13 protein-coding genes are annotated in these 12,273 nt (G+C 60.7%); 11 read left to right on the forward strand and 2 right to left on the reverse strand.

Annotation, left to right across the window (positions count from 1 at the left end; genetic code table 11):
- Positions 1-14 precede the first annotated feature (14 nt).
- Positions 15-293: a DUF3509 domain-containing protein gene (locus IF199_RS08980; RefSeq protein ID WP_096822971.1), complete on the reverse strand. Its 279-nt coding sequence runs from the start codon at positions 291-293 to the stop codon at positions 15-17.
- A gap of 389 nt (positions 294-682) precedes the next feature.
- Here IF199_RS08980 and IF199_RS08985 point away from each other — a divergent pair, with 389 nt between their 5' ends.
- The 10 genes from IF199_RS08985 to IF199_RS09030 all read left to right on the forward strand — a co-directional run bounded on the left by IF199_RS08985 (position 683) and on the right by IF199_RS09030 (position 9,633).
- The gene (locus IF199_RS08985; RefSeq protein WP_192560149.1) at positions 683-2,521 is read left to right on the forward strand and encodes a long-chain-acyl-CoA synthetase; all 1,839 of its coding nucleotides are present in this window, start codon (positions 683-685) and stop codon (positions 2,519-2,521) included.
- A gap of 97 nt (positions 2,522-2,618) precedes the next feature.
- The gene (locus IF199_RS08990) at positions 2,619-3,137 is read left to right on the forward strand and encodes an ankyrin repeat domain-containing protein (protein ID WP_096822953.1); all 519 of its coding nucleotides are present in this window, start codon (positions 2,619-2,621) and stop codon (positions 3,135-3,137) included.
- A 90-nt stretch (positions 3,138-3,227) separates the two neighbouring features.
- Positions 3,228-3,758: a hypothetical protein gene (locus IF199_RS08995; protein WP_096822954.1), complete on the forward strand. Its 531-nt coding sequence runs from the start codon at positions 3,228-3,230 to the stop codon at positions 3,756-3,758.
- 71 nt (positions 3,759-3,829) lie between these two features.
- Positions 3,830-4,021: a PLDc N-terminal domain-containing protein gene (locus tag IF199_RS09000; RefSeq protein WP_102622501.1), complete on the forward strand. Its 192-nt coding sequence runs from the start codon at positions 3,830-3,832 to the stop codon at positions 4,019-4,021.
- A 136-nt stretch (positions 4,022-4,157) separates the two neighbouring features.
- A complete protein-coding gene (speE, locus tag IF199_RS09005; protein WP_192560150.1) occupies positions 4,158-5,033 on the forward strand; it encodes a polyamine aminopropyltransferase in 876 nt (291 codons plus the stop codon).
- Between the two features lie 154 nt (positions 5,034-5,187).
- Positions 5,188-5,421 (forward strand): hypothetical protein, encoded by a 234-nt coding sequence (locus IF199_RS09010; protein ID WP_096822956.1) that lies wholly within the window; start codon positions 5,188-5,190, stop codon positions 5,419-5,421.
- Positions 5,422-5,631: 210 nt separating this feature from the next.
- Complete coding sequence (locus tag IF199_RS09015; RefSeq protein WP_096822957.1) at positions 5,632-5,979, forward strand: ribonuclease E inhibitor RraB; 348 nt, start codon at positions 5,632-5,634, stop codon at positions 5,977-5,979.
- Positions 5,980-6,454: 475 nt separating this feature from the next.
- Positions 6,455-7,864, forward strand: coding sequence for a circularly permuted type 2 ATP-grasp protein (locus IF199_RS09020; protein ID WP_025113343.1), 1,410 nt, complete (start codon positions 6,455-6,457; stop codon positions 7,862-7,864).
- 12 nt (positions 7,865-7,876) lie between these two features.
- Complete coding sequence (locus IF199_RS09025) at positions 7,877-8,827, forward strand: alpha-E domain-containing protein (protein WP_096822958.1); 951 nt, start codon at positions 7,877-7,879, stop codon at positions 8,825-8,827.
- Positions 8,824-9,633, forward strand: a complete 810-nt coding sequence (locus tag IF199_RS09030; RefSeq protein ID WP_085710657.1) for a transglutaminase family protein — start codon at positions 8,824-8,826, stop codon at positions 9,631-9,633. Before IF199_RS09025 ends, IF199_RS09030 begins: the two co-directional genes overlap by 4 nt.
- 14 nt (positions 9,634-9,647) lie before the next feature.
- Here IF199_RS09030 and IF199_RS09035 read toward each other — a convergent pair whose 3' ends face one another.
- Positions 9,648-10,475, reverse strand: coding sequence for a c-type cytochrome (locus IF199_RS09035; RefSeq protein ID WP_192560918.1), 828 nt, complete (start codon positions 10,473-10,475; stop codon positions 9,648-9,650).
- A 583-nt stretch (positions 10,476-11,058) separates the two neighbouring features.
- Here IF199_RS09035 and IF199_RS09040 point away from each other — a divergent pair.
- The gene (locus tag IF199_RS09040; RefSeq protein WP_102622499.1) at positions 11,059-12,264 is read left to right on the forward strand and encodes an acetyl-CoA C-acetyltransferase; all 1,206 of its coding nucleotides are present in this window, start codon (positions 11,059-11,061) and stop codon (positions 12,262-12,264) included.
- The last annotated feature ends 9 nt before the right edge of the window (positions 12,265-12,273 follow it).

Below are 12,273 nucleotides of genomic sequence, written 5' to 3' on the forward strand. Positions count from 1 at the left end.
TGTTTATGCGGTGTTTACATCGAGTGATAGGTCGGCAGGGCAAAACGCTGCTGACTTTGCAGCATGCCGATTTGCGGCAGCTCGCTGGCTTGTTCGGCCAGGTCACGACGGATCGCGCTGATCGCCCACGACAATTGGTCGCCGGCATGCAGTTGCTGATAAGTGAGCGCACGTTTGAACACTTTGCCGTCGGCACTCTTCAGCGTCAGCAGGATCCCGCCATCGGGACGCGGTTGGGTGGTGACGTTGAAGTTGGAGAACAGGGAGGTAAATTTTTCTTGGATCAGGCTCATGTCTTTCAGCTCCGTATGCACTTGAATGGCAAGCATGCAGAGGGAGTTGCAGTGATTGTGCCAGTATTCTGTTTTTATAAAATCTTTATAAATCAATAAGTTATAAATTATGCAAATTCAAGTCGTCGTGCAATCTGCATGAATGGCCATCGTGCATCCTGCATTTTGCGGGATCGCTGTCGATCCGATGGAACCATTCCATCCGGCTGCAATCGCGTTTCGCCTTGTAGCGTTGGCGGATACAAAACATTGCAAAAACCGCGTGTACAGCCCGAGAAGCCCTGACGTATTTTCGGCCTCGACCCTCGCTCAAGAAGCGCCGGTTGCCTTACCCGATTGCCCGACAATAAAAAATCCGGCCTGCACGCCAAGGTCGAACGGGAGCTGCCATGAGCCACGCGCCTAGCGACACGATTACCTGGAGCATGATGCTCCGCAAACTGCCGATGATTGCCAAAGCCATCCCTCGGGTGGTGAAAGGCATGAAGGTGGCCAACGTCAAGGATCCGACCCAAACCTGTGGCCTGGGCTGGACTTTCGAGCAAGCGACCCTGCGCAATCCTGAGGGCCCCGCGCTGCTGTCGGGTGAGGTGGTGCTGAGTTATTCACAGGTCAACCAGTGGGCCAACCGCATTGCCCACTACCTGATCGGGCAGGGCATCGGCAAAGGCGATGTGGTGGCGGTGTTCATCGAAAACCGCCCGGAACTGCTGGTGACGATTCTGGCGCTGGCCAAGGTCGGCGCCGTCAGCGCACTGCTCAACACTTCGCAGACCCGCGATACGCTGATTCACAGCATCAATCTGGTGGCGCCGGTGGCGATTGTCGTCGGTGAGGAATTGCTGCCAGCCTTCACAGCGGTGCGCGAGCAAGTGACGATTGCGCCGGCCCGCACCTGGTTCGTGGCAGATCAGGACACCTTCAGCCACCCGGGCATCGCCCCGGAGGGTTACACCAATCTGATCAGCGCCAGCGCCGATGCGCCAAGCGACAACCCGGCCAGCAGCCGGCAGATTTTTTTCGATGACCCGTGCTTCTACATCTACACCTCAGGCACCACCGGTTTGCCCAAGGCCGGCGTGTTCAAGCACGGACGCTGGATGCGCAGCTCGGCGAGCTTCGGCATGATCGCCCTCGACATGCGCCCGGACGATATCGTCTATTGCACCTTGCCGCTGTACCACGCCACCGGCCTTTGCGTGTGCTGGGGATCGGCGGTCAATGGCGCCTCGGGCTTCGCGATTCGCCGCAAGTTCAGCGCCCGGCAGTTCTGGAGCGATGTGCGCCGCTACCGCGCAACCACCATCGGCTACGTCGGCGAGTTGTGCCGTTATCTGGTGGATCAGCCGGTCAGCAGCGATGACAGCCGCCATGACGTGCGCAAGATGATCGGCAACGGTTTGCGGCCCGGTGCCTGGGCCGAGTTCAAGACCCGGTTTGCGGTGGATCACATCTGCGAACTGTACGCGGCGAGCGACGGCAATATCGGCTTCACCAACATCCTCAATTTCGACAACACCATCGGATTCTCGCTGATGGCCTGGGAACTGGTCGCCTACGATCAGGACAGCGGCGAACCGATTCGTGGTGCTGACGGGTTCATGCGCAAGGTCGACCGGGGCGAGCGCGGCCTGTTGCTGGCGCGGATCGACGACAAGGCGCCGCTGGATGGCTACACCGATCCGCAGAAAACCGCGAAAGTCGTGCTGCAGGACGTATTCACCAAGGGCGACCGCTTCTTCAACACCGGCGATCTGCTGCGCAACATCGGTTTCGGTCATGCGCAGTTTGTCGATCGCCTCGGCGACACCTACCGCTGGAAGGGCGAAAACGTCTCGACCACCGAGGTCGAGAACCTGTTGCTCCAGCATCCGCACATTTCCGAAGCCGTGGCCTATGGCGTGGAAATTCCCAACACCAACGGTCGCGCCGGCATGGCGGCGATCACGCCGGCCGAGTCTCTGGCGACGCTGGACTTCACCGAGCTGCTGGCCTTCGCCCGCCAGCGCATGCCGGCCTATGCGGTGCCGTTGTTCCTGCGGGTCAAAGTGAAAATGGAAACCACCGGCACCTTCAAATACCAGAAGACGCGCCTGAAAAACGAAGGCTTCGACCCCGGCCAGACAGGTGATGACCCGATCTATGCCTGGCTGCCGGGTACTGAAACCTACGTGCAGGTCACGGATGAAATCCTGGCGGACATCCGCGCCGGCAAGTTCCGTTATTGATATTGGCTATCGACTGTCTTGGAAAAAAGGGGGTGACAGCTATCGCCGCGCTCGGGAAACTATCGGCTTTCCGATTGACCGAAAGTGGAGTTGCCCCATGTCCGACCAAAGCCGCCAGATGACCCCCGAAGAAGCTGCCGAATTCACCGAGCAGGTATTCAACAAGGCGCGCGACGGCGATGCGGCGATGCTGGATCGCCTGATCACGGCCGGTCTGCCGGTCAACCTGACCAATAGCAAGGGCGATACCTTGCTGATGCTCGCCAGTTACTACGGTCACGTAGATGCGGTGCAAGTGCTGCTCAAGCACAAGGCCGACCCGGAACAACGCAACGGCAATGGCCAGAGCCCGATTGCCGGCGCGGCATTCAAGGGTGACCTGGCCGTGGTCAAGGCATTGGTGGCCGGTGGGGCGCAGATTGAAGGCGCTTCCTTCGACGGCCGCACGGCGCTGATGATGGCGGCAATGTTCAACCGGGTTGAAATCGTCGAGTTCCTGATCGACCAGGGCGCCGACCCGAAAGCCAAGGACGCCAACGGCATCACCGCGCTGGACGCGGCCCGCACCATGGGCGCTGTGGACACCACCGCGCAGCTGGAAAAACTGCTGGGCTGAACCGTCGGGCCGGAACCCGCTCTGTGGCGAAGGCGAGAATGCGCTATCCTTCGCGCCCTCAAAATTCTCTTCGCCACAGGATCCGCCCCCATGAAAGCCGCACTCGCCGAACTCATCAGCAAAATCAGCTCCGGCTGCATGGGCGACGACGAGATTCAGAAGGTCGCTGATGAAGCGGCGCAGGCCTACGCCGATGCCGACGCTTTTCTGACCGCCAATCCGGACATCAACTACGACGACACTTTCCCGATTCCTTTGGGCGAATGGGTCGTGGTCGGCAGTCTGCCGGAAACCGTGCTGTTCCAGGCCGACACCTACGTTGACCTGTTCGCGCAGATCGTGGCTTCGTTCGGCCCGGGCGTGGAGTTCAACCTCAAGCCCAAGCAACTGGCCAAGACCGAAGCGCTGACCGCACTCAACCGCATCCAGGTGCAGATGAGCAGCATGAACAAGGAAAACGGCGGCTACACGCTGATGAACTTCAGCCAGTTGCTCGACGACGAACTGCAAGTGGTGCTGGTCTACGGCAACGACGTGCCGCGCGTGCTGGAACTGTGTGCCGAAGTCGGCATCGCCGCTGCGCCGTCGCTGGAAGCCTTGAAGGTCGCCGTTCACGTCTGAGCGCAATAAAAGGGAACCCTGCGCGCGACCGTCTATCCTAAAAGTGCATGCCACTATTCTGGAGTGACACCATGGGTTCCACGTTCAACGGCCTGATCGGCCTGATCATTCTTGCCCTCGACATCTGGGCGATCATCAACGTGCTGAAAAGCGGCGCCGAGACCGGGATGAAAATCCTCTGGGTGCTGTTGATCATCTTCCTGCCGGTGCTGGGCCTGATCATCTGGGCGATTGCCGGGCCGCGGGGCAATGTGCGGATCTGACCGTTCGCGCCAATGGATTGTGCCGGGCCGATGAAGTGAGGTTCGACCTGTCATCTTCGGCAACGTAGAATGCGCGCCTTTCCCGGGCAATCGAACCTGACGATTGGCGCCCGCGCATTCATCGGAGCACTTCACCATGACCGTCACCAAGACCAGCGAATACCTGGAAACCCTCTACGAAGGCTACGGCCAGCGTTTTCGCATGGAAAAACTGCTGCACGAAGTGCGCACCGAGCACCAGCACCTGGTGATCTTCCAGAACCCGCGCATGGGCCGGGTGATGGCGCTGGACGGCGTGATCCAGACCACCGAAGCCGATGAATTCATCTACCACGAAATGCTCACCCACGTGCCGATCCTCGCCCACGGCACCGCCAAGCGCGTGCTGATCATCGGCGGCGGCGACGGCGGCATGCTGCGCGAAGTGACCAAGCACGCCAGCGTCGAGCACATCACCATGGTCGAAATCGACGGCACCGTGGTCGACATGTGCAAGGAATTCCTGCCGAACCACTCCAAGGGCGCCTATGACGACCCACGCCTGAACCTGGTGATCGACGACGGCATGCGCTTCGTCGCAACCACCGCTGAAAAGTTCGACGTGATCATTTCCGACTCCACCGACCCGATCGGCCCGGGCGAAGTGCTGTTCTCGGAAAACTTCTACCAGGCCTGCCACCGCTGCCTGAACGAGGGCGGCATCCTCGTGACCCAGAACGGCACGCCGTTCATGCAGATCGAAGAAGTGAAAACCACCGCCGGTCGCCTGCGCAGCCTGTTCCCGGACTGGCACTTCTATCAGGCGGCCGTGCCGACCTACATCGGCGGTTCGATGACCTTCGCCTGGGGCTCGACCAACCCGGCCTACCGCAAGCTGAGCCGTGAAACCCTGCAACAGCGCTTCATCGGCAGCGGCATCGTCACCCGTTACTACAACCCGGAAATCCACATCGGCGCCTTCGCCTTGCCGCAATACGTGCTGCAAGCGGTGAACAAGCCAAGCAACGACTGATCACTCAGCCGTTATCACTGCGGGAGCGAGCGGCTTCGTTCCCGCAGATGAAATGTTTTTCATGTTTCATCGGTGTAAAGCTTTTGAACGATCAATCCTGACAAAAGTCGAGATAGATATGAGCCCATTTGCGGGTTTGTTCGAGGAGGCACCAATGCAAAAGTGGAAAGTCACTTTCGTGGATGATCACGGTGAAATTGTCGATGAAATCTTCGAGCGCGCGGAATGCCCCAGCGACGATGAGGCCGCTCGATTGATCAAGGAACGACTCCTTCCTGTCGCCGCCGCACTGGATCTGAACGATCTGGAAGGGCGCACCTCCGATGCAGGCGCCAAAAGCCTGAAAACCCAGAACAGCATCGAAATCCGCAGCATCACGCCCATCTGAAAATCTTCTTGTCCGTAACGTACCAGGCCTTGGCAGCGGCTCTATCTTGGGGCTACTCTGCAAGCGAGATCAGCGAACGGATCGCTAAGGTCTGGTCTTGTCAGCTACATGCTTGTTTCCCGCCGGCAACACGGTTGTCGTAGCGCTTGAGCCGTTCGGCCAGGTGCAGGGAATACGGAAAGTCTATCCATCTATGCGAGGGGGACGTTCATGAGCACAGCCTATCAAGAAGACATCAGCAGCAGCGTGCTGCGCCGCATGAAAGAAGGCGGTTTCGATTTTTCCCGGTTCCATCCCATCGAGTTCTACGCCATTTTCCCGGACGAGGAGCGGGCGCGCAGGGCGGCAGGCAAGTTTCGCGGTGAATCCATCAATGCCCAGGTCAGTGCGCGCGACGACGGCGCGTGGTCCCTGGAATTGAGCAAGGTGATGTACGCAACCTACGACGACATTGGCGATTTCGAACAGGGCTTTTCGGCGGTGGTCGAGCCCTTGGGCGGCATCATCGAAGGCTGGGGCGTGAAGCAGGAGGTGCGCAACCGCCATCGTTTGAACTGATAACCCTCGCAACACGTCGAGCAACGGCTGACCTTCGGGTCGGCCGTTGTCGTTTCTGAGCCCTGAACATTGCCCGGCAAAACCCTGAAACAAGAATCCGGCGCAAAAAAAAGCCACCGGGAGAGGTGGCTGAAAGGGAAGACCGGAAGGAGAGGAAACCGGTCAGGGTTACGGCCGGTAGGGCTGCCAGGGCAAGCCGGATCAGTGGGCTGCGCACTTCGTCAGGGACGTTTCGCAACGGATGTGCGGATTATCCGCAGGCGGCGCCGGGCAGTGAAATCAACTCTGACTATGCTGGTGATAGGCGACTGCACTGCGTCGCAATGAGGCGGGGGCGATCAGGTTGGGGCATTTGCCGCACAGGAATGGTGCGGTGTTTGTGGCGTGAATATCCAACCGATTGAAATCAAAGCGTTTATGCCGATGGCACGGGCCTTGCGAAGGCCTGTATGTCCGGGGTGACAAGGAGTACGGCATGATCCGCACCTATTTTGATGAAATGTACGATGCCGGCGGCCAGGTCCGCCCGCATTACCGGGAGTTTGCCCGCTGGCTGGCCGATACGCCTGACGAGCTGTTGGCCCAGCGGCGACGCGAGGCCGATCTGCTGTTCCATCGTGCCGGGATCACTTTCACGCTCTACGGGGACGAGCAAGGGACAGAACGTCTGATTCCCTTCGACACCATTCCGCGCAGCATTCCCGCCAGCGAGTGGCGGATCGTCGAGCGCGGCTGCATCCAGCGCGTCAAGGCGTTGAACATGTTCCTCGCCGACCTCTATCACGAGCAGCGCATCATCAAGGCCGGGATCATTCCCGCCGAGCAGGTGCTGGCCAACGAGCAATACCAGTTGGCGATGCAGGGGCTGGATCTGCACCGCGATATCTATTCGCACATCTCCGGCGTCGATCTGGTGCGCGACGGCGACGGCACGTATTACGTGCTCGAGGACAACCTGCGCACGCCCAGCGGCGTGAGCTACATGCTCGAAGACCGCAAGATGATGATGCGTCTGTTCCCCGAGCTGTTCGCGGCCCAGCGCATCGCCCCGATCGACCATTACCCGAACCTGTTGCTCGACACCCTGAAAAGCTCAAGCCCCATCGACGACCCGAGTGTGGTGGTACTGACGCCGGGCCGGTTCAACAGCGCGTTTTTCGAGCATGCGTTCCTGGCCCGGGAAATGGGCGTCGAGCTGGTCGAAGGTGCCGATCTGTTCGTGCGTGACGACAAGGTCTTCATGCGCACCACTGACGGCCCGAAAGCGGTGGACGTGATCTACCGCCGGCTCGACGACGCGTTCCTCGACCCGTTGGCCTTCCGCCCGGATTCGATGCTCGGCGTGCCGGGTCTGCTGTCGTCGTATCGCTCTGGCAATGTGGTGCTGGCCAATGCGATCGGCACCGGCGTGGCGGACGACAAGTCGGTGTATCCGTTCGTCACCGAGATGATCCGTTTCTACCTCGATGAAGAGCCGATCCTGAAGAACGTGCCGACGTGGCAATGCCGCAATCCGTCTGAACTTTCCCATGTGCTGGCCAATCTTCCGGATCTGGTGGTCAAGGAAACCCAGGGCTCCGGCGGTTACGGAATGCTCGTGGGGCCGGCGGCGACAACGGCGGAAATCGATGCATTCCGCGAGCGGATCAAGGCCAAGCCCCACGCGTATATCGCACAACCGACGCTGTCGCTGTCGACCTGTCCGACCTTTGTCGAAAACGGCATTGCGCCGCGCCATATCGACCTGCGCCCGTTCGTATTGTCCGGCCGCGAAACCCGGGTTGTGCCCGGTGGTTTGACCCGTGTCGCCCTGCGTGAAGGCTCTCTGGTGGTGAATTCATCCCAGGGCGGTGGAACCAAGGACACCTGGGTGGTCGAGGATTGAAGGAAGCCTGCCATGTTAAGTAGAACTGCCTCGGATCTGTACTGGATGTCGCGTTACCTGGAGCGGGCGGAAAACCTCGCCCGCATGCTCGATGTCAGCTATTCGCTGTCGCTGATGCCGCAGGACGGCCGTGGCGATGGTCTGCACGAACTGGCGATGCCGCTGTTGATCACCGGCACGCTGGACGATTACCTGGAACGCCATGGCGAACTGCATGCCGAGCGATTGCTGCACTTCTTCGCGCTCGACGCGGCCAACCCGGCGAGCATCTACAGCTGCCTCGGCGCGGCGCGAGCCAGTGCCCACGCGGTGCGCGGTCGGATCACCGCCGACATGTGGGAGAACATCAACGCCACCTGGCTGGAGATTCGCGGGATCGCCAACCAGGGCCTCAGCCGCTATGGCATGAGCCGTTTCTGTGAGTGGATCAAGGAACGTTCGCACCTGTTCCGCGGGGCGTCCTACGGCACCATCATGCGCAACGATGCGTTTCGTTTCATCCGGTTGGGCACGTTCATTGAGCGGGCCGACAACACTTTGCGCCTGCTAGACGCCCGCTATGAAATGGCCGGCGATCAGGCCGAAGCGGTCAGCGACGGCACCGCCCACGCCTATTACCAATGGAGTGCCTTGTTGCGGGCCTTGTCCTCGTTCGAGGCCTACACCGAAATCTACCGCGACGCGCCCGGCGCCCGGCATGTCGCCGAGCTGCTGCTGTTGCGTGCCGACGTGCCGCGCTCGCTGCGGGCCTGCACCGAAGAGATCGACCAGATCCTCGCGCAACTGCCGGGAGCCAACGGTCGTCCAGCGCAACGGTTGGCGGCGGAAATGGACGCACGCCTGCGTTACACCGGCATCCACGAAATCCTCGAGGAAGGGCTGCACGCCTGGCTCACCGAGTTCATCCCGCTGGTGCGCCAGTTGGGCAACGCCATTCACAGTTCCTACCTGGAGGCCGCATGAGACTTTCCATCAGCCACGAGACCACCTATCACTACGAAGATCAGGTGCGGGCGAGCATCCAGTACCTGCGCCTGACACCTCACGACAGCGAGCGTCAGCATGTGCTGAGCTGGCAGCTCGACCTGCCGCGCCCGGTGCGGGCCCAGCTCGATCCGTTCGGCAACATCCTGCATGTGCTAACCATGGACGAACCCCACGAAGCGATCATCATCGGCGCTCGTGGGCAGGTCGATATCGACGAGTTGCGCGAAGCGGAGCACGAGAGTCAGTCGGCGCTGCCGTTCCTGCGTTTCACCCGGCTCACCGAGGCGGACGAGGCGCTGCGGGCGTTTGCCGAGAAGTCCTGCAAGCAACGACGCGACCGCAATGCACTGATCGACCTGATGCATGGTCTGAATCAGCACATGACCTATAAGCCTGGCTCCACCGAAGTCGACACCAGCGCCGCCGAGGCGTTTGCCGGGCGGGCGGGTGTTTGCCAGGATCACGCTCACGCGTTTCTGGCCTGCGCGCGCAGCCTCGGTGTGCCGTCGCGGTATGTGTCGGGTTATCTGTACAGCGAGGATTGCGAGCATCTGGCCAGTCACGCCTGGGCCGAGGCCTGGATCGATGACGCCTGGTACAGCTTTGACGTGACCAATGAACTGGCGCGGCCGGAGCGACACCTGAAATTGGCGGTGGGCCTGGATTACCTCGACGCCTGCCCGGTGCGGGGCATGCGTCGGGGCGGCGGGTCAGAGCAGATGCACGCGAAAGTGCTGGTGTCGCCGACACCTGCGCCAATCATCTCGGTGCAGCAGCAGTAAACGACGTAGTCGAGTTACTTGGCGGGCGCAACCTTGCGCCCGGCCATGTGCTGCAAGTACCCCACCAGCTTCTGCAGATCCGCATCCGGTAATACTTCGGCGGAAAACCCCGGCATTTTCGCCTGTGGCCACTGACGCAAACTCTGCGGATCGCGGATGTAGCGCTTGAGGAAGTCCGCGCCGAAATACTCGGTCGGGTTGTAAGGAATATTCAAGTCCGGCCCGAATTGCGCATCCCCCGCGCCATTCAGGCGATGGCAGGCCAGACAGTTCTTCTGGAACAGCGCAAAACCCTGATTCACCGGGTCATCGGCCTTCAACGCAGGATCCGGCAACAGGGCAGGGAAGCGCTCGGCCACCAGCGCCATGCGTTTGATGCTCGCCACTTCGAACGGCCATTGTTCCGGGCTGATATGGCCGGCCTGCGGATCGGTCCACACCAGATAGAACGGTCCGGCGCTGTGCTTGCCTTCCGACAGCGGCGGCCAAGGATGGGCCGGGTCTTCGATGGCCAGCCATGCGCGGGAACCTTTGGTGTTCAGCAACGGCGCAGCGGCCAGCTCGGCGGCAAAACCGTCCAGCGCTACGGCTTGCAGGTGATCGTCCGGTTTGATTCCGGTCAGCAATGCAGCCACCGGCACGGCGCGATAAGTCATGTCCTTCTTGTAGGACACGTCATTCTTGATCGTGAGGGTTTGCACCTGAGGATGCTTGAGCAATTCCTCGGTCTGCCAGGTGCGGCTGTTCGCGCCCAGCTCCAGATCCAGCTGTGCGGCAGACAGGGGCAAGCTCAGCAGCATGGCCCCAAACAGAATGAGCGTTTTCAATTGATCGCCGTCCATGTCGTGGAAGTGCGCAAAGGTTGGCACAGCCACGCTGGCCCGGGTAGCGGGCCAGTCACATTTTCAGTGGCGATGAGCAATACCTGCCGCTTGAATCAGCCGATGACCTTGGTCAGATTCGGCAAAATCAACAACAGCGTCGTGGCGAAAAGAATGAGCCCTGCTTGACGAACTTTCGGTTGTTTGAACATGGCTTGACCGCCTTTTTTGTTATTTCCTGATGCCTGCCTGCATATCCATGATGGCAAGCGCTGCACTTCCTGTTGAAGAACGCCTGCCTCGGCAAAACCCGACGACAACGACGTACATGTTCACCTTAGGGCCCGCGTCACGCTTGGCTTAGATCCATTTCATATGTATTTGCTGCTGAACGCGATTAAAAAGGCATGAGGCCCATTGCCAGCTTCTTTGCCGCCCTTTTGCTAGACAGCTCGCTGACCTGAACCGGTTAACCTGACCGGGAATGACCGTCCGTCTGAGCGTGCGCGTCAACGTCATTGAGCGCTGTGGTCATTGAATCCGTGACCGTCCCGGCCAAGAGTGGAGGCACGAATTTCACTCACCGCACAGGTTCGAGAACGCCATGACCCAAGCTTTGATTTTCGACGCGTTACGCACGCCCCGTGGCCGGGGCAAGGCTGACGGTTCGCTGCACAGCGTCAAACCGGTGAACCTGGTGGCCGGGCTGCTGACCGCTTTGCAGGCGCGCACTTCTCTGGACACCAGCCAGGTCGATGACGTGGTACTCGGTTGTGTCACGCCGATTGGCGATCAAGGCTCGGACATCGCGAAAACCGCCGTGCAGGTGGCCGATTGGGACGTCAGCGTTGCCGGCGTGCAGATCAACCGGTTCTGCGCCTCGGGGCTGGAAGCGGTGAACCTGGGGGCGATGAAAGTGCGCTCCGGGTTCGAAGACCTGGTGGTGGTTGGCGGTGTCGAATCCATGTCCCGCGTACCGATGGGCAGTGATGGCGGTGCCTGGGCGCTGGACCCGCAGACCAACCTGCACAGCCATTTCACCCCTCAAGGCGTCGGTGCTGACCTGATCGCCACGCTTGAAGGCTTCAGCCGTCAGGACGTCGATGCCTACGCCTTGCACTCGCAACAGAAAGCCGCGCGCGCCCGGGCCGACGGTTCGTTCAACAAGTCGTTGGTGCCGGTGCAGGATCAGAACGGCATCATTCTGCTCGATCACGATGAGTTCATTCGCGCCGAGTCGACCCTCGAAGGCTTGGGCAAGCTCAAGCCGAGTTTCGAAATGATCGGCCAGATGGGCTTCGACGCCACGGCGCTGCGGGTCTACAGCCATGTCGAGCGCATCAACCATGTGCACACGCCGGGCAACAGCTCGGGCATCGTCGACGGCGCGGCGCTGATGCTTATCGGTTCCGAAGCCAAGGGCCGGGCGTTGGGTCTGCAACCTCGGGCGCGGATTGTCGCCACGGCGGTCACCAGTACCGACCCGACCATCATGCTCACCGGCCCGGCGCCGGCCACTCGCAAGGCGCTGGCCAAGGCCGGGCTGCGGGTGGAAGACATCGACCTGTTTGAAGTCAACGAGGCGTTCGCCTCGGTGGTGCTGAAATTCATCAAGGACATGGCCGTCGACCCGGACAAGGTCAACGTCAATGGCGGCTCGATTGCGATGGGCCATCCGCTGGGCGCCACCGGTTGCGCGATTCTCGGCACCTTGCTCGATGAACTGGAAGCCCGGCGCCTGCGCTATGGCCTGGCGACGCTGTGCGTCGGCGGCGGCATGGGCATCGCCACCATCATCGAACGCCTCTGACCCCAAGGA

The organism is Pseudomonas allokribbensis (assembly GCF_014863605.1).
GTDB lineage: Bacteria > Pseudomonadota > Gammaproteobacteria > Pseudomonadales > Pseudomonadaceae > Aquipseudomonas > Aquipseudomonas allokribbensis.

Bases quoted from the DNA above. Each gene is read 5' to 3' on its own strand.
- speE (WP_192560150.1), top strand. From the start codon at position 4,158: ATGACCGTCACCAAGACCAGCGAATACCTGGAAACCCTCTACGAAGGC.
- IF199_RS08985 (WP_192560149.1), top strand. From the start codon at position 683: ATGAGCCACGCGCCTAGCGACACGATTACCTGGAGCATGATGCTCCGC.
- IF199_RS09020 (WP_025113343.1), top strand. From the start codon at position 6,455: ATGATCCGCACCTATTTTGATGAAATGTACGATGCCGGCGGCCAGGTC.
- IF199_RS09015 (WP_096822957.1), top strand. From the start codon at position 5,632: ATGAGCACAGCCTATCAAGAAGACATCAGCAGCAGCGTGCTGCGCCGC.
- IF199_RS09030 (WP_085710657.1), top strand. From the start codon at position 8,824: ATGAGACTTTCCATCAGCCACGAGACCACCTATCACTACGAAGATCAG.
- IF199_RS09000 (WP_102622501.1), top strand. From the start codon at position 3,830: ATGGGTTCCACGTTCAACGGCCTGATCGGCCTGATCATTCTTGCCCTC.
- IF199_RS09025 (WP_096822958.1), top strand. From the start codon at position 7,877: ATGTTAAGTAGAACTGCCTCGGATCTGTACTGGATGTCGCGTTACCTG.
- IF199_RS08980 (WP_096822971.1), bottom strand. From the start codon at position 293: ATGAGCCTGATCCAAGAAAAATTTACCTCCCTGTTCTCCAACTTCAAC.
- IF199_RS09010 (WP_096822956.1), top strand. From the start codon at position 5,188: ATGCAAAAGTGGAAAGTCACTTTCGTGGATGATCACGGTGAAATTGTC.
- IF199_RS09035 (WP_192560918.1), bottom strand. From the start codon at position 10,475: ATGGACGGCGATCAATTGAAAACGCTCATTCTGTTTGGGGCCATGCTG.
- IF199_RS08990 (WP_096822953.1), top strand. From the start codon at position 2,619: ATGTCCGACCAAAGCCGCCAGATGACCCCCGAAGAAGCTGCCGAATTC.
- IF199_RS09040 (WP_102622499.1), top strand. From the start codon at position 11,059: ATGACCCAAGCTTTGATTTTCGACGCGTTACGCACGCCCCGTGGCCGG.
- IF199_RS08995 (WP_096822954.1), top strand. From the start codon at position 3,228: ATGAAAGCCGCACTCGCCGAACTCATCAGCAAAATCAGCTCCGGCTGC.